Here is a 16,408-nt window from a genome sequence, read left to right on the forward strand (position 1 = left end):
CGATTCGATCCGGGCTCTTCCCGTTCTCCGGCCCGATGGGCCACGGCACGGCCACGGTGGCCGCCGCAGCGGAGCACGGGTGAGATGATGCGCCGATGACCTCGCTCCCCGCGCCCGTCGACCTCCTCCCGCACCGTGCGCCCTTCCTGCTCCTCGACGAGCTCCGTGCCCTCGAGCCGGGGCGATCCGGGACGGGGATCTGGCGGCTCGGCGGTGACGAGTGGTTCTTCGGCGGCCACTTCCCCGGCCGGCCCACGCTGCCCGGGGTGCTGATGTGCGAGTCGATCGCCCAGCTCGGAGCCTGCGTCGTGCTCGCCGACGAACGCTTCTCCGGCAAGCTGCCCCTGTTCGGCGGACTCGACGGGGCGCGCTTCCGGCGTCAGGTCGTACCCGGCGACGAGCTCATCGTCGAGGTCGAGCTCGGGCGGATGTCGGCGCGCGCCGGCAAGGGCTCGGGGACCGCCCGCGTCGGCGACGAGGTCGCGGCGACCTGCGACCTGATGTTCGTCCTCGCCGACGCCTGAGGGCGGGGGCAGGTCGTGCGCCCGAGGGAGCGGATCAGGTCGCGGGTGCGAGCACGACCGATCCGTTGTGCCCGCCGAACCCGAAGTTGTTCGAGAGCGCCGGACCGGGCTGCCACTCGCGCGCCTCGCCGACCACGAGGTCGATCTTCATGGCCTCGTCGACGACCGAGGTGTTGGCGGTGGGGGGGATCAGGCCGTGCTGCATCGAGAGCAGCAACGCCGCGGCCTCCAGCGCTCCCGCCGCGCCCAGCGCGTGGCCGGTGACCCCCTTGGTCGACACGACGGGGACCGCTCCCGGCCCGAAGACCTCGGCGATCGCATCCGCCTCGGCGGCGTCGTTGAGCGGGGTCGATGTGCCGTGCGCGTTGACCTGGGCGATGTCGCCGGGCTCGAGGCCCGCCTCGGCGAGCGCGAGGCGCATGCAGGCGATCGCTCCGACCCCGCCGGGGGACGGGGCGGTGATGTGGTGCGCATCGGCGTTGCTCGCGCCCCCGAGCACCTCGCCGAGGATCGTCGCCCCCCGGGCCTCGGCGTGCGACCACTCCTCGAGGACGAGCACGGCCGCACCTTCGCCCATGACGAACCCGTCGCGCTCGGCCGAGAACGGGCAGCTCACCCCGCGGCTCGACAGCGCGGTCATGTTGCCGAAGCCGGCGAGCGCCGTCTCGGTGCCGGCCGATTCGGCGCCACCCGTGGCGGCCGCGTCCATCACCCCCCACCGGATGAGCCGCGCCGCGTAGTTGAGCGCGTGGCTCCCGGCGGCGCAGGCGGTGGTGATCGTCTCGTTCGGGCCCTGCAGCCCGTGACGCATCGAGATCGCCGCTCCGGGAGCGTTGGTCATCATCATCGGGACGAGGAACGGCGAGACGCGGCGGGGGCCCTTCTCCATGCGGAGCGCGATCTGCTCCTCCAGGGTGTGCAGCCCGCCCACCCCGGTCGCGAAGATGGTGCCGAAGCGCGAGGGGTCGACACCGATCGAGTCGATCCCGCCGCTCTGGTCGATCGCCTCGGCCGCCGCGGCGACCGCGTACTGCTCGACGCGGTCGGCCCGGCGCGCCGCCTTGGCGTTCTCGAACCAGGGGGTGGGGTCCCAGTCGTCGAACGTGATCGACCGGCCACCGGTCGGGCCGGGGGCGAGCAGACCGTCCCAGAACTGCTGCGCGCCGATCCCGGCGGGAGCGACGACTCCCAGCCCGGTGATCGCGACGCGCCGTGGTGCCGCGGACTCGGTGGTCATCTCGGTCGGGGGTCAGACCTTGGCTGCGACCAGGTCGTACGCGCCCTGGACGGTCTCGACGCCTTCGAGCTCCTCCTCGGGCACCTCGATGTCGAACTCCTCCTCGAGCGCCATCACGAGCTCGACCAGGTCGAGGCTGTCGGCGTCGAGGTCGTCGCCGAACTTCGCCTCGGGGACGACGGCGCTCTCCTCGACCGAGAGCACCTCGACGGCGCACTTGCGGAAGCGGGCGAACAGTTCTTCATTCACGGGATTCTCCAGTTCAGGTGAGGTGGGTGGAGTGTAGGACAACGGTCGACGGGGCCGTCGGTTCCGGGCGCCGGCCCGGGCCGGCGACGGAGCCGTGACGTCGGCGGTCCGTCGGGTCAGTGACCCATGCCGAGCCCGCCGTCGACGGGGATGACCGCACCGGTCACGTAGGCGGCGTCGGGGCCGCACAGGAAGCTGACGACCCCGGCGATCTCGTCGGGGTCCGCCATCCGCCCGAGCGGGACCGACTCGACGATCGCCTCGCGCTGCGACTCCGACAGCGCAGCGGTCATGTCGGTGTCGACCGGGCCGGGAGCGACGACGTTGACGGTGATCGACCGGGAGCCGAGCTCACGAGCGAGCGAACGGGCGAAGCCGACGAGCCCGGCCTTCGACGCGGCGTAGTTCGCCTGGCCCGCCGAGCCCAGCAGCCCGACGACGGACGACATCAGCACGATCCGCCCCGAGCGCGCCTTGAGCATGGCCTTCGCCGCACGCTTGGACACGCGGTAGGCCGCGGTCAGGTTGGCGTCGACGACCGCCGCGAAGTCGTCCTCGCCCATGCGCAGCAGCAGCCCGTCACGGGTGATGCCCGCGTTCGACACCAGCACCTCGACGGGGTCGCCGAAGTGCTCCTCGACCGCGCGGAACGCCGCGTCGACCTGGTCGGGGTCCGTGACGTCGCACCGCACGGCGAACACCTCGTCGGGTGGCGGGGAGGAGCGGTAGGTGACGGCGACGCGCTCGCCGTCCGCGGCGAAGCGCCGGGCGCACGCAAGCCCGATCCCGCGCGCCCCACCCGTCACCAGCACCACGCGACCGCCCGTCATCCGCGCTCTCCCGTCATCCGCGCTCTCCCGTCATCGGTGTCTCCGTTCGTCGTGCCACGCCGCGTCGTGAGTCGTCGCCCGACGCCGGGACCCGGCCGGTCACGCCCCGGCTCGTCACGTCTCGGCTCGTCACGTCCCGGCTCGTCCTGGTCGTTCGAGCGCCGGGCCCCGGTCGGCACCCCACCGCACGACGGCGCTCGCCGCCGACATCCCCGCCCCGAAGCCGACGAACAGCACCAGGTCGCCGTCGCCGACGCGCCCCGCGTCGAGGGCGTCGGCCAGCGCGAGCGGGACCGACGCGGACGACGTGTTGCCGGTGCGATCGAGCACGATCGCCGCCTTCTCCATCGGGATCTCGAGCCGCTCGAGCGACGCCGAGATGATGCGGATGTTCGCCTGGTGCGGGACGACGAGGGCGAGCTCGTCGCTGCTCACCCCGGCGCTGGTCAACGCCTTGGTCGCCGAGTCCGCCATGAGGCGCACCGCCCGGCGGAAGACCTCCCGGCCCTCCATCTGGAGGAACCCGCCGATCTCGGCGAACAGCGCGCTCTCCGCCTCGCCGAGCGAGTCGAGGTCCCAGCCGAGCATCTGGCCGGCCCCGTCGACCGCTTCGAGCAGCGCGGCGCCCGATCCGTTGCCGAACAGGATCCCGGTGTTGCGGTCGGTGTAGTCGGTGATCCGGTCGAGGGTGTCGGTCCCGATCACGAGGACCTTCTCCGACCCCATCGCGATCAGCCCGTGAGCGGTCACGAGCGCGTACACCCACCCCGAGCAGGCGGCGTTGACGTCGAACGCCCCGCACGACAGCCCGAGCATGTTCTGCACCGTCGATGCCGACGCCGGGACCATCCGGTCGGGCGTCGTCGTCGCGAGCACCAGCGCGTCGATCTCCGCGGGGTCGACCCCCGACATCTCGATCGCGGCGCGACCCGCCTCCGTCGACAACCCCGCCGTGGTGCCCCCGACGTGGCGCTGCGCGATGCCGGTCCGGTCGCGGATCCACGCGTCGTCGGTGTCCATCTTCGACTCGAGGTCGACGTTGGTGACGATCTCGTCGGGCAGGGCCGTCCCCCACCCGGTGATGATCGCCCCCCGGGCACCGCTCGGCGTGGCCGGCACGTCAGCTCCCCCGCAACCAGGCGATGGGTTGGCGCAACGTGACGCGCTCGGTGTCGAGCGCGATGTAGCTCTGGAGCTGGCCGGCGAACGGCGAGCGGACCTCGGCGTCGCCGACGTGGCCGATCACGGTGCCGACGTCGATGTCGCTGCCGGCGCCGACGCCCTCGACCGGGGTGAAGATCCCCGCCGAGGGACTGACCACCAGTCGCTCGACCGCGAACAGGTGCTCCCCGTCGAGGGACGTCGACGACGGCACCGACGCGCTGGACACGCCGGCGTCGACCCACTCGACGAGCGAGTCGAGGTCCTCGGGGGTGGCGATGGAGATGGTGCGCCCCTCGGTGGTGCGCTTGGCCATCCCGGTGAGCACCCCGCCCGGGCCCAGCTCGGCGAAGTCGGTGACCCCGGCGCCTTCGAGGGTCACCAGGCTCTGTCGCCACCGCACGGGGCTCGACAGCTGGGCCGACAGCAGGCTCGCCCAGTCGCCGCCGAGGTCGTGGGGCTGGGCGTCGACGTTCGACACGACGGGGATGTCGGTGTTGCGTGGCTCGGCCGATGCGATCGCCTCACGCAGGCGCTCGCGCGCGGACGCCATGAACGGCGTGTGGAAGGCCCCCGACACCGGGAGCGACATGACCCGCTTCGCGCCGAGCTCCTTCGCCCGCGCCGACGCGGCGTCGACGCCGTCGGGTGATCCGGCGACGACGACCTGGCCGGGCGCGTTGAAGTTGGCGACCCACACGTCGGCGTCCGCGAGGTCGCACGCGACGCCGACCTGGTCGTCGTCGAGCCCGAGCACGGCGGCCATCGTCCCCGGACGTTCGAGGCCGGCGTCGTGCATCGCGGCCGCTCGCTCCGAGACGAGTCGCACCCCGTCGTCGAAGCCGAGCGCGCCGGTGGCGGTCAGCGCGGTGTACTCGCCCAGGCTGTGCCCGGCGCAGAAGCTCGAGTCGATGCCGATCCGTCCGACGGCGTCGAGCACGACCAGGCTGGCCACGAAGGTGGTGAGCTGGGCGTTGCGGGTGTCCTTGAGCTCGTCGGCGTCGGCGTCGCACAGCAGCGCGGCGACGTCTCGCCCGGCCACGTCGCTCGCCTCCTCGACCAGCTCCCAGCTCTCGTGGTCGCGCCACGGTCGACCCATGCCGGGACGTTGGGATCCCTGTCCGGGGAACGTGAAGGCGAGCATGATGGCCGAATCTAGACCCCGGTCCCGACGGCCCCGTCGTTACCGAACGGTAACCCTCGTCCGTCGATGCGGTGGCGGGCGGTAGCGTCGTGCTGCACCCCCGCCCCGGTAGCCCAATTGGCAGAGGCAACGGTCTCAAACACCGTCGAGTGTCGGTTCGAGTCCGACCCGGGGCACCTCGCCGTCCCGCACGAGCCCCGCCCGTGCGAGGCCCGCCCTCCCGTCACCCCCGCCCACGCCGCCGGTGGCGCGAGCGTCGCCACGTGTGTCGGTACCCTCGGCGGGGTGGGTGCGTGGATGGACCGGCGTCGGCTCCGCACGAGCTCCACGCGGCTGTCGACCCTGCGTGCCGAGCTGGCCGTGGTGGACGAGCAGCTCCGGCACCTCGGTGACGACGCCGACGACCACGAGGTGCGTGCCCTCGTCGCCGAGAGCACGGCGGCCTCCCGCGACGCCCGCCACGCGCGCCAGCACGTCGACGCGATGCGTCGGCACCGGGTGCGCGTCCACGACGAGATCGCCGAGCTCGAAGCGCTCGTCGACGCCCTGCTCGACCGCATGGGCGGCGGGGCGTGAGGTGCCGCCGCAGGCGCCGCGGGCCGGCGCGGCGTTCCGGTGCATCGCCGTGTTCGGCGCTATAACACTCACATGCCGCTGCGCGTCGTGATCGCCGAAGACGAAGCCATCATCCGGATGGATCTGCGCGAGACGCTCGAGGAGGAGGGCTACGACGTCGTCGGTGAGACGGGGCGCGGTGACGCGGTCGTCGACCTGGTCCGTGAGACCCGACCCGACCTCGCGATCCTCGACATCAAGATGCCCGGCGCCGACGGGCTCGAGGCGGCGCGCACGATCAACGCCGAGAGGATGTGCGGGGTGCTGATGCTGACCGCGTTCAGCCAGCGCGAGGTGGTCGAGGAGGCGCGCGACGCCGGTGCGCTCGCGTTCCTCGTCAAGCCGTTTCAGAAGAGCGACCTCGTCCCGGCGATCGAAGTCGCGATGGGGCGCTTCCGCGAGCTGCGCTCGCTCGCCGGCGACGTCGACCAGCTCGGCGATCAGCTCGAGTCGCGCAAGATCCTCGACCGGGCGAAGGGCACGCTGATGGACGAGGCCGCGATGTCGGAGGGCGACGCGTTCGCGTTCATCCAGAAGACCGCGATGCGCGAGCGCACCCGGATGCGCGACGTCGCCGACCGGATCCTCGACGGGTCGCTGCGCCCGCCGACCGGCTGACCGAGACGACCGACCCGAGACGACCCGACCGATCCCGTCCGACGCCGGGCGCGATCAGCAGCCCGACACCAGCCGACCAGACCGAACCAGACCGAACGGAGCGCACCCTGGGCACCCACCTCCTCGTCGACGGGAACTCGCTCACCTACCGCGCGTTCTTCGCCCTGCCGACCGACATGGCGACCGCCAGCGGCCAGGTCACCAACGCGGTGTTCGGGTTCACCTCGATGCTGGCCTACGTGCTCAACGAGCAGCAGCCCGAGGGGATCCTCGTGGCGTTCGACCGGGCCGAGCCGACCTTCCGCCACGAGGCCGAACCCGAGTACAAGGCCCAGCGCGACGCGGCACCTGACATCCTGCGCCAGCAGATGGGCCTGGTGCGCGAGGTGCTCGACGCCCTCGGCATCCAGACGATCGACGAGGCCGGGTGGGAGGCCGACGACCTGATCGCGACCGCCGTCGACCGCCTCGTCGAGCGCGGGCACGAGGTGATCATCGTCACCGGCGACCGCGACAGCTACCAGCTCGTCGACGACGCCACGAAGGTGCGCGTCCTCTACAACAAGCGAGGGGTGTCGGACTACTCGCTCTACGACGAGGCCGGCATCGAGGGCAAGACCGGGGTGCGTCCCGACATGTACCCCCAGTACGCGGCGCTGCGCGGCGACACCTCCGACAACCTCCCGGGGATCCCCGGGGTGGGGGAGAAGACGGCGGCCAAGCTCATCGGCAAGTACGGGGGCCTCGACGGGATCTTCGCCCACGTCGACGAGCAGACGCCGAAGCTGCGCGAGAACCTGACCGAGCACGAGGCCAGGGCGCGCAAGAACCTCGAGCTGATGGTGCTGCGCCACGACGCCCCGGTCGACTCGGTCGACTTCGACGACCTCGTGCCGCAGCCGAACGGCGTCGAGATGAAGCGGCTGTTCGACTTCCTCGAGTTCCGTGCGCTCAGCGGCCGGATCGCCGACGCGATCGACTCGATGGGCGCCCCGGTCGACATGGGGCCGCGCGACGACGCCGAGGAGCTCGTCGCCGAGGTGGTCGAGCTCGACAGCGCCGTCGCCGCGGTCGCCGCGATCTCCGACGTCGATGCGCTCGACCTGGCGGCGCGCTGGATCGGCGAGCCGGGACGCAGCGCGCTCAGCGGGATCGCCGTCGTCACCGAGCCCGAGTCGGCGCAGGTCGCGTGGATCCCGGCGCACCTCCTGCCCGACGACGGGGTCCGTGCCGCGTTCGCCGTGCACACCGACGTTCGCGGCCACGACCTCAAGCCCGTCATGCGGTCGTTGCTGGGGTTGGACATCGCGCTCGACGGGATCACCCTCGACACCGCGATCGCCGCCTACCTGATCGACCCGGCCGAGGCCCGCTACGACCTGCCCGACCTGATCGAGAAGTACACGCGCTGGGCCCGACCCGGTGACGACGCCGCCGGGGCCGGCCAGCTCGACCTCGAGGGCACCTCGAGGTCCGACGCCGAGCTCGCCGGGCGCGACGCCCTCGCGGTGCACCACCTCGTCGAGCCGATCCGGGCGAGCCTCGCCGCCCAGGGGATGGACGAGCTGTACTCCACGATCGAGAACCCGCTGGTGATGGTGCTCGCGAAGATGGAGCACGTCGGCGTGGCGGTCGACATCGAGGAGCTCGAGGCGCTCAACGGCAAGTTGAGCGGGGAGGTCGAGTCGCTGATCGCCGAGCTCCGCCGGGTGGCGGGCAAGGACGACCTCAACCTCAACTCCCCGAAGCAGCTGCGCGAGCTGCTCTACGACGAGCGCGGGTTGACGCCGATCAAGAAGACCAAGACGGGGCCGTCCACCGACGCCGCGACCCTCGAGAAGCTCGAGCACGAGTGGCCCGAGTTCCTCGCCCCGCTGCGTCGCCACCGCGAGGTCGAGAAGCTGCGCGGGACCTACGGCAAGGGCCTGCTCGCCGAGGTCGCCCCCGACGGCCGCATCCACGCGACGTTCAACCAGACCGTGGCGCGCACCGGCCGGCTGTCGTCGGACAAGCCGAACCTGCACAACATCCCGGTGCGCTCCGAGGAGGGCCGCCTGTTCCGCCGGGCCTTCGTCGCGACGCCGGGCACCGAGCTGCTCGTCGCGGACTACAACCAGATCGAGCTGCGCTGCATCGCCCACCTCGCGGCCGACCCCGGGCTGCTCGAGGCGTTCACCAGCGCTCAGGACATCCACAACGCGACGGCGTCGCGGGTGTTCTCGGTCGAGCCCGCCGCGGTCACGCTCGACCAGCGGTCGAAGGCGAAGATGGTCTCGTACGGGCTGGCGTACGGGATGGAGGCCTACGGGCTCGCGCAGCGCCTGAACATCGCCGTCGACGAGGCGTCGGTGATCCTCGACGCCTACTTCGAGGCGTTCCCGAACGTGAAGGCCTACATGGACCGCACGGTGGTCGAGGCGCGCGAGCGCGGCTACACCGAGACGCTCTTCGGGCGTCGTCGGCCGATCCCCGAGCTGCTCAACTCGAACTACCGGGTGCGTCAGGCCGGCGAGCGCCAGGCGATGAACGCGGGGATCCAGGGCCTCGCCGCCGACATCTTCAAGGTCGCGCTCGTCCGCATCGACGAGGCGCTGAGCGAGGTCGGGGTGGAGAGCCGACTCATCCTGCAGGTCCACGACGAGGTGCTGGTGGAGGTGCCGCCCGCGGAGCGCGAGGTGATCGGCGACCTCGTCGTGCGGATCATGCACGACGCGGCCGAGCTCGACGTCCCCCTCGAGGTCAACGTCTCGTGGGGCGAGACCTGGGCCTCCGCGAAGAGCTGAGCCACCCGGTGCCTGACACCCGACGAGACGCCGTGGGCACCCGGTGAGCCGGCCGACGGATCACTGGTTCGAGCCGCTGGCCGAGCACATGGGCTCGGCCTACCTGCGCTACTCGTTCACGAAGGGGACGGCGCAGGAGGTCGACCACGTCGTCGAGGCGCTGTCGCTCTCGGCGGGGGACCGCGTGCTCGACGTCGGCTGCGGCCCCGGCCGCCACTCGCACGAGCTCGCCCGCCGCGGGATCGAGGTGCACGGCGTCGACATCAGCCGGCGCTTCGTGGAGATCGCCGAGCGGCACGCCCCGCCGGGTGCGACGTTCGAGCGGGCCGATGCGCGGTCGCTCACCGTCGAGGAGGGGTTCGACGCCGTGATCTGCCTGTGCCAGGGCGCGTTCGGCCTGATGACCGCCGACGGCGACGACGACTCGGTGGTCGCCTCGATGGCGAGGGCGCTGCGCCCGGGCGGGCGTCTGGCGCTGAGCGCGTTCAGCGCGTACTTCGTGGTCAAGCACTGGGACGGCGCCGACTTCGACGCCGACACCGGTGTCAACCACGAGCGCACCGAGGTCCGCTCGGAGACGGGTGAGGCGATGGAGGCCGAGCTGTGGACCGGGTGCTACACCCCGCGCGAGCTGCGGCTCCTGCTCGCACGGAACGGGCTGCAGGTGACCTCGGTGAGCAGCGTCGAGCCGGGTGCGTACTCCCACGCTCCGGCCGACGTCGACTCGCCGGAGTTCCTGGTCATCGCGCAGCGGCCCCGCATCGCGGGGGGCGCCGCCGGCGGCTCCGCCCGGTGACGACGCGTCAGCCTCTCGGCGTCGCGTAGACGACGACGTTCTGGCCGAACCGGCGGCGGTTCGGGTCGTAGTCGCCGCCGCAGGTGATGAGCACGAGCTCCTCGGGGCCCGAGCTGCGCCAGATTCGGGCGCGCGGGAGCTCGTCCTTGTCGTAGATCGCCCGCTCGGTCACCGTGTACCGGTGGACGGCGCCGTCGTCGAGGGTGACCTCGATCTCGTCGCCGGCGTCCACCGTCTCGAGCCGGAAGAACGGCCCGGTCGTGCGGTTCCACGACACGTGGGCGGCGAGCACGACGGCCCCGGCGCGTCCGGCCGTCGACCCGTACCGGTACCAGCCGATCTCGGTCTCGTCGGGGATCTCGAGCGCGTCGCCGTCGAGCCCGATGCCGCGGATCGGGTATCGGGAGACGTCGATCGAGGAGATGCGCAGGCGCGTCGGCGTCGGGCGCGGGGCGATGTCGTCGGGGATCGCCGAGCCACGTGCCACCGGCGGCAGCAGGTTCGCGATCGACGCCTCCCCGGCCGGGCCGGCGACCGAGGACCCCGAGCCGGTGCGACGGGCCGTCGGGACCCCCGTGGGCGTCGGGCCGGGGTCGGTGACGGGACCGGCGACGTCGCCTGCGGTCGCGGGCGGGCCGGGTTCGATGGCAGCTGCCGTGCCCGGGGCGCCGTCCACGGTCGCGGCGGGGTCTTCGACGACGCTCGGGCCGGAACCGGCGGCCCCCGTCTGGCGTGAGGAGGTGGCCACCGGCCCGTCCCCGGACGTCTCCGGCCGGATGGCCCCCACCGCGATCGCGGCGGTCGCGGCGGCGAGGACGACGACCACGACGAGCGTCGTGCGCGCACGTGGCGTGGCGGCGTTCGTGTCGGCGGTTCGTGGCGCGTCGGGCTCGCCCGGGGCGCGGTCGCTCGACTCGGCCTCGTTCACGGGCCGTCCCCGGGGTGGTGCGCACCCGCCGTGGGAGCCTCCACCGCAGCCCGTGGGTACATCTTGATCAGGGTACCGTGCCGCGACCGAGCGTTCCGGCCGCGGACGGGTACCGTCGGGTCGATGAGACGGTGGCGGGCGAGGTCGGCGGTCGTGGTCGCGGCGTGCACCCTGACGGCGTGCTCGCTGCTGGGTGACGACGCACGACCGGCGGCCCCGGTGGCGGGTGCGTTCTCCGACGGGACGGTCACGGTGGGTGTCGACGATCCACTGGGAGAGATCAGTCCGCTGATCCGCGGGGTCGCGGGTCCCGTCGCCGAGCTCGACGGGGCGGGGATCACGTTCGACTCGTGGGGTGGGACCCGAGCGACCCGCTACAACTACCAGCTCGGCGACGCCTGGAACCAGGCCCGCGAGGGAGCGTTCCGGAACGACGGCGCGCGCTCGACCGATGACGTCGTCCGAGACCGGCTCTTCGCGAACGAGGCGGCGAGCGTGGTGTCCCGGGTCGCCGTCCCGGCGCTGGGGTGGGTCGCTCGCGACTCCGATCCGGAGACGTGCTCGTTCCCGGACCCCGCCGGCAACGGGTGCCTCTCGGTTGCCGAGTTCGACTGCCGGAGGGCCGGGCCCATCGCGGATCCCCGTCGTGCGAACGTCGGCAGCTCGCCCGCGACGGTCGCCGAGTGGATCGGTCGACTGGAGGACGAGGGGGCCGAGGCCACCTACCTGGCCATCGACAACGAGCCGGAGCGATGGGGCGTCGACCACTACGACGTGCACCCCACCTGCACGGACTACCTCGAGATCCTCGGCACCTACGTGGCCTACGCCTCGGCCCTGCGCGACGTGTCGCCGCGGTCGCTGCTGACCGGGCCGGTGATGTGCTGCTGGTTCGAGCACCTGGACCCGCCGGGTCCGGACGAGTCGTCGGACCAGGATCTGCTCTCGTGGTTCCTCGGCGGTCTGAGCGATCGCAGCGTCGGCGACGACCCGCTGATCGACGTCGTCGACGTCCACTTCCGCCCGCTCGCCGACGTCGTCAACTCCCGCACCGACGACGGGATCGACCGCGATCGCGTCGAGGCGGTCCGCGAGCTCTGGGACCCGGACCACGACGTCGCCGGGTCGTCGCAGGCGGTCGAGTTCATCCCCCGCCTGCGGCGCACGATCGACGAGACGTTCCCCGACATGCCGCTGATGATCAGCGATTGGCGCTTCGGCGGGGAATCGACCCCCAGCGGCGCGCTCGCGATCGCGAACGCGCTCGGCGTCTTCGCCCGCGAGGGCGTCCACGCTGCTGCGTACGCCGAGGGAGCCATCGAGCAGGCGAGCCCCGCGCACCTCGCGTTCGCGATGTACGGCAACTACGACGGGCGCGGGGGTGCGTTCGAAGGGAGCGCGCTCCCGGCGGTGGTGGAGGGCGTCGAGGACCTCGGTGCGTACGCCGCCCTGGAGCGGTCGACCCTGCGCGTGGTGCTCGTCAACTCCGGCGACGAGGAGCTCAGCGTCGTGCTCGACCTCGGTGACTCGTGGCGGACCGGTTCGCCCTCCGTGTGGACCTACGCGACCGACGGTGACAGCGAGATCATCCGCTCCCGTGCGTCGAACTCCGACGACGGGACCACCGTCGAGATCGCCTCGGGTGCGATCGCCGTGCTGGAGGCGACGGTCCGGGCGGTCGAGACGGTCGGCGGGCCGCAGGACGCGGCCCCCGGCGACGACACCGTGGCGACGATGCCGTGACGGCGAAGTCATCCACCTGGTGGGGAGCCGTGCCCGGCGCGGCTCGATCACCACGCGTCGTGGCCGGACTGGACACTCCGTGCCGGACGTGTACGATCAGCGCCGATTACGGCGCACCACGTGCGACCGGTCGTGACGGGAACCGAGGGTGGAGGGACGGGACATGAGGAAGTGGGCTGTGGCGACGGCGGCGATCGTCGCATCGGTGACGGGAGCCGGGGTCGCGCACGCGCAGCTCTCCGACTCGGTGACGATCCTGCACGCGATCCCCGGGGTCACGGTCGACCTCGTCGTCGACGGTGAGATCATCGTCGCCGGGTTCGACGCGGGAGACACCCAGGATCTGACCTCGCTGGCCGGGACGACCCTCACCGACGTCGAGGGTCGCCGCTCCGGCAGCGAGGAGGTCGTGATCGGACCGATCGCCTCCTTCGACGTCCCGGCGGCGGGCAACGTGTCGAACGTGTTGCACCTCGACGCCGGAGCAGCCCCGACGATCACGTCGTTCGAGAACCAGCCCGGCCCGGACGAGCAGGGCCGCGGCCGCCTCACCGTGCGCCACGTCGCCGCCGCTGCGCCCGTCTCCGTCACCGTCGCCGGCGACGAGGTCCTCACGGGCATCGCGAACGGTCAGGGTGACGGCGTCGTCCTGCCGGCGGGCGAGATCGTGGGAGCCGCCGTCACGGTCGACGGAGCCCCCGTGGCCTCGATGCCGAACCTCCAGCTCGAGGCGAACAGCGAGCTGATCGTCTACATCGGCGGGAGCGCCGCCGACGACACGCTGGCCTTCTACCTCCAGTCGATCGCTGGCGGGAACGTGCAGATGCTCCCGCCGCCCTCCGAGCGGCAGGCCGACGACGCCGGTGGCGAGACGTCCGGCGACACCGGCGAGGAGACGTCCGACGAGGAGACGTCCGACGAGGCGGCGGCGAACGACTCCGACGACGGGACCCCGCAGCCGTCACGGGTGGACACGGGCGGTGCGCTGATCGCCCAGGGTTCGTTCGACGACGCGAACCGGGCGGTCGTGCCCGCGCTCCTCGGCGTCGCGCTGATCGCCATCGCCGTCCTCGCGACGAGCGATCGTCGTCGTCGCACGCCCGACGTCACGGACGACCTCGCGCCGGGCGTGCCCACCGGATCCCACCGCTGACGGCTCCCCGGAGCACCCTGGTCCCGACGGGCCCCGCCGCCCGGCCCGTCAGCCGGACGCGTCCGTGACGTCGGGCGACGCGAGCTCGGCGACGGCGATCTCGCGCATCTCGACCTTGCGCACCTTGCCGGTGACGGTCATCGGGAACTCCTCGACCGTCTTCACGTAGCGGGGGATCTTGAACCGCGCGATGCGGCCCCGGCAGAAGTCGCGCACGGACTCGACGTCGACCTCCGCGCCCGGGCGCGGTCTGATCCACGCCATCAGCTCCTCCCCGTACCGCTCGTCGGGAACGCCGATGACCTGGACGTCCTCGACGTCGGGATGGGTGCGGAGGAAGTCCTCGACCTCCCTCGGGGAGACGTTCTCGCCACCTCGGATCACCATGTCCTTGATCCGACCGACGATGTCGACGTAGCCGTCGGGCGCCATCACGGCGAGGTCTCCGGTGTGCATCCACCCGTCGTCGTCGATCACCGCGGCGGTCCGCTCGTCGTCGTTCCAGTAGCCCTTCATCACCGAGTAGCCGCGGGTGCAGAACTCCCCGGTCTCGCCGCGCTCGACGGTGTCGCCGGTCTCGGGGTCGCACACGCGGATCTCGACGTGGGGGTGGGCCACGCCGACGGACTCGGTGCGGTGCTCGATGGTGTCGCCCGGCATCGTCTGGGTCGAGACCGGCGACGTCTCCGTCATCCCGTAGCAGATGCCGATGTCGACGAGGTTCATCTCGTCGATGCAGCGCCGCATCACCTCGACCGGGCACAGCGACCCGGCCATGACCCCCGTGCGCAACGACGACAGGTCGAAGGAGGCGAACTCGGGGTGGGCCATCTCGGCGATGAACATCGTCGGAACGCCGTACAGCGCCGTGCAGCGCTCGTCCTGCACCGCGGCGAGCACCGCGGCGGGGTCGAACGCGGCGCCCGGGATCACCATCGTCGCGCCGATCGACGTGCACCCGAGGTTGCCCATCACCATCCCGAAGCAGTGGTAGAAGGGGACCGGGATGCACACGCGGTCGCCGGGGCCGAGCTCTTGCAGCGAGACCACGAAGTGGCCGTTGTTCAGGATCCCGCGGTGGGTGAGAGTCGCCCCCTTCGGGAACCCGGTGGTGCCAGACGTGTACTGGATGTTGATGGCGTCGTCGGGGTCGAGCCCGGCGGTCACGGCGGCCACGTCGGCGGCGACGGAGCGATCGCCACGGCACAGCTCCGCGAAGTCGTCGTCGTCGAGGAACACGACCCGCTCGAGGTCGTCGAGCCCGGGACGGACCTCGGCGGCCATCGCCCGGTGGTCGGCGTCGCGGAACGACGACGCGGACACCAGCCACCGGCAGCCCGACTGGCGCAGGGCGTACCCGAGCTCGTCGGTGCGGTAGGCGGGGTTGACGTTCACGAGGATCACGCCGATCTCGGCGGTGGCGAACTGCACGAGGGTCCACTCGGCGACGTTCGGGCTCCAGAGCCCGACGCGGTCGCCGGTGCGGAGACCGGCCGCGAAGAACCCCGTGGCGAGGCGGTGCACGCGGTCGGCGAACTCGTCGTACGTCCACCGGATGCCCTGGTGGCACGACACGAGCGCCTCGCGGTCGCCGTGCTCGGCGACGGTGCGCGCCAGGTCGGCCGGGATGGTGTCGTCCAGCAGCGGCGTCCCGGTCGGTCCCGCTGCGATCGCCGGTTCGGCCATGGGTCCCTCCTCGATGCCACGAGTCTCGCAGGCCCCCGTCACCGTGCGCCGACCGGAGGCGTCGAGCGGTCGACGTGCCGGGCGGCCCAGGTCGACGGTTCACTGGGGGGATGCAGGCGGTGGACCGGCTCAAGCAGCTCCTCGATCCCGATCGACTGGCGATCGCCGGGAGCCTCGTGGCCGGCCCGCGCTCGACGGACGACCTCCTTGCCGTGACCGGGCTCGACCGGCGCCGGGCGCTCGTGGCGATCGGGGATCTGCGCGCCGCGGGCCTCGTCGTCGAGGACGACGCAGACGGAGCGACCGACACCGACACCGACACCGACACCGACACCGACACGGCGCTCGACCGCGGCCGCGGGATCGTCGGCCGGGACCGGGTGGCCACCCGCCACGGCTCGGCGTCGCTGCACCGCCTCGACGACCGGGCGCTGCAGGACATCGCGTCCGCGCTGGCCGAGACGGAGCTCCCGATGGACCCGGTGATCGGGTTCGGGATGGACGACGACGAGCGCGAGGTCCTGGCCCGCTTCTTCTCGGGGCGGACCCTCGTCGAGGTCCCGTCGTCGCGGTCGAAGCGCCTGATCGTGCTGGAGCGACTGGCGCTCGAGTTCGACGTCGGTCGGCGGTACCCCGAGCGGGAGGTCAACTCGATCCTCGGGGGGTTCCACCCGGACTGGTCCGCCCTGCGGCGCCACCTCGTCGACGAGGGGATGCTCGACCGCGAGCGCAACGTCTACTGGCGCAGCGGGGGCCGCGTCCCGGGCATCTTCCGCGGGTAGCTCCGGTCGGCCCGTGCGGCGGTGCGGGCGGGGGCGGTCGCTGTTACCCTGGTCTCCTGCGTTCTCGCCGAGGACGTGCCGTCCCACTCGGTGGGCCGATCCATCTCACCCGTCCGTTCGAAAGCTCGATTCTCTTGTCCGACACCACGACCACCCCTC

At 72.3% G+C, this 16,408-nt stretch carries 15 protein-coding genes and 1 tRNA gene; 9 read left to right on the plus strand and 7 right to left on the minus strand.

Annotated elements, in window-relative coordinates; translation table 11 throughout:
- Positions 1-95 precede the first annotated feature (95 nt).
- Positions 96-524, plus strand: a complete 429-nt coding sequence (fabZ, locus tag ACOOHC_RS07215; RefSeq protein WP_420453323.1) for a 3-hydroxyacyl-ACP dehydratase FabZ — start codon at positions 96-98, stop codon at positions 522-524.
- A gap of 34 nt (positions 525-558) precedes the next feature.
- On the opposite strand, the gene ACOOHC_RS07220 is transcribed toward fabZ, so the two are convergent.
- The 5 genes from ACOOHC_RS07220 to fabD form a co-directional block, all read right to left on the minus strand.
- The gene (locus ACOOHC_RS07220) at positions 559-1,761 is read right to left on the minus strand and encodes a beta-ketoacyl-[acyl-carrier-protein] synthase family protein (protein WP_420453324.1); all 1,203 of its coding nucleotides are present in this window, start codon (positions 1,759-1,761) and stop codon (positions 559-561) included.
- Between the two features lie 12 nt (positions 1,762-1,773).
- Positions 1,774-2,010, minus strand: a complete 237-nt coding sequence (gene acpP, locus ACOOHC_RS07225) for an acyl carrier protein (RefSeq protein ID WP_420453325.1) — start codon at positions 2,008-2,010, stop codon at positions 1,774-1,776.
- A 116-nt stretch (positions 2,011-2,126) separates the two neighbouring features.
- Positions 2,127-2,840, minus strand: coding sequence for a beta-ketoacyl-ACP reductase (locus ACOOHC_RS07230; protein WP_420453326.1), 714 nt, complete (start codon positions 2,838-2,840; stop codon positions 2,127-2,129).
- 129 nt (positions 2,841-2,969) lie between these two features.
- On the minus strand, positions 2,970-3,959 hold the full coding sequence (locus ACOOHC_RS07235; protein WP_420453327.1) for a beta-ketoacyl-ACP synthase III: 990 nt from the start codon (positions 3,957-3,959) through the stop codon (positions 2,970-2,972).
- A gap of 1 nt (position 3,960) precedes the next feature.
- Positions 3,961-5,145 (minus strand): ACP S-malonyltransferase, encoded by a 1,185-nt coding sequence (fabD, locus tag ACOOHC_RS07240; RefSeq protein ID WP_420453328.1) that lies wholly within the window; start codon positions 5,143-5,145, stop codon positions 3,961-3,963.
- Positions 5,146-5,247: 102 nt separating this feature from the next.
- Between fabD and ACOOHC_RS07245 the strand changes: the two genes are divergently transcribed.
- The 5 genes from ACOOHC_RS07245 to ACOOHC_RS07265 all read left to right on the plus strand — a co-directional run bounded on the left by ACOOHC_RS07245 (position 5,248) and on the right by ACOOHC_RS07265 (position 9,957).
- Positions 5,248-5,321: transfer RNA gene (locus ACOOHC_RS07245), tRNA-Leu, on the plus strand.
- 109 nt (positions 5,322-5,430) lie between these two features.
- The gene (locus ACOOHC_RS07250; protein WP_420453329.1) at positions 5,431-5,721 is read left to right on the plus strand and encodes a hypothetical protein; all 291 of its coding nucleotides are present in this window, start codon (positions 5,431-5,433) and stop codon (positions 5,719-5,721) included.
- A 72-nt stretch (positions 5,722-5,793) separates the two neighbouring features.
- Positions 5,794-6,378, plus strand: a complete 585-nt coding sequence (locus tag ACOOHC_RS07255; protein WP_420453330.1) for an ANTAR domain-containing response regulator — start codon at positions 5,794-5,796, stop codon at positions 6,376-6,378.
- A 107-nt stretch (positions 6,379-6,485) separates the two neighbouring features.
- Positions 6,486-9,161: a DNA polymerase I gene (polA, locus tag ACOOHC_RS07260; protein WP_420453772.1), complete on the plus strand. Its 2,676-nt coding sequence runs from the start codon at positions 6,486-6,488 to the stop codon at positions 9,159-9,161.
- 43 nt (positions 9,162-9,204) lie between these two features.
- Entirely contained in the window at positions 9,205-9,957 is a 753-nt protein-coding gene (locus ACOOHC_RS07265) for a class I SAM-dependent methyltransferase (RefSeq protein ID WP_420453331.1), read from the plus strand.
- A 7-nt stretch (positions 9,958-9,964) separates the two neighbouring features.
- Here ACOOHC_RS07265 and ACOOHC_RS07270 read toward each other — a convergent pair whose 3' ends face one another.
- Positions 9,965-10,885 (minus strand): sortase domain-bontaining protein, encoded by a 921-nt coding sequence (locus tag ACOOHC_RS07270; RefSeq protein WP_420453332.1) that lies wholly within the window; start codon positions 10,883-10,885, stop codon positions 9,965-9,967.
- Between the two features lie 123 nt (positions 10,886-11,008).
- On the opposite strand from ACOOHC_RS07270, the gene ACOOHC_RS07275 reads away from it, so the two are divergent.
- Both ACOOHC_RS07275 and ACOOHC_RS07280 read left to right on the plus strand, forming a co-directional pair.
- Positions 11,009-12,628 (plus strand): glycoside hydrolase family 44 protein, encoded by a 1,620-nt coding sequence (locus tag ACOOHC_RS07275; protein WP_420453333.1) that lies wholly within the window; start codon positions 11,009-11,011, stop codon positions 12,626-12,628.
- Positions 12,629-12,791: 163 nt separating this feature from the next.
- Positions 12,792-13,781, plus strand: a complete 990-nt coding sequence (locus ACOOHC_RS07280; RefSeq protein ID WP_420453334.1) for a DUF4397 domain-containing protein — start codon at positions 12,792-12,794, stop codon at positions 13,779-13,781.
- Positions 13,782-13,829: 48 nt separating this feature from the next.
- Here ACOOHC_RS07280 and ACOOHC_RS07285 read toward each other — a convergent pair whose 3' ends face one another.
- The gene (locus ACOOHC_RS07285; protein ID WP_420453335.1) at positions 13,830-15,467 is read right to left on the minus strand and encodes an AMP-binding protein; all 1,638 of its coding nucleotides are present in this window, start codon (positions 15,465-15,467) and stop codon (positions 13,830-13,832) included.
- Between the two features lie 110 nt (positions 15,468-15,577).
- On the opposite strand from ACOOHC_RS07285, the gene ACOOHC_RS07290 reads away from it, so the two are divergent.
- Positions 15,578-16,249, plus strand: coding sequence for a DUF2087 domain-containing protein (locus tag ACOOHC_RS07290; RefSeq protein ID WP_420453336.1), 672 nt, complete (start codon positions 15,578-15,580; stop codon positions 16,247-16,249).
- Positions 16,250-16,408: the final 159 nt, after the last annotated feature.

The organism is Ilumatobacter sp., assembly GCF_965215205.1.
In the GTDB taxonomy this organism is placed as follows: domain Bacteria; phylum Actinomycetota; class Acidimicrobiia; order Acidimicrobiales; family Ilumatobacteraceae; genus Ilumatobacter_A.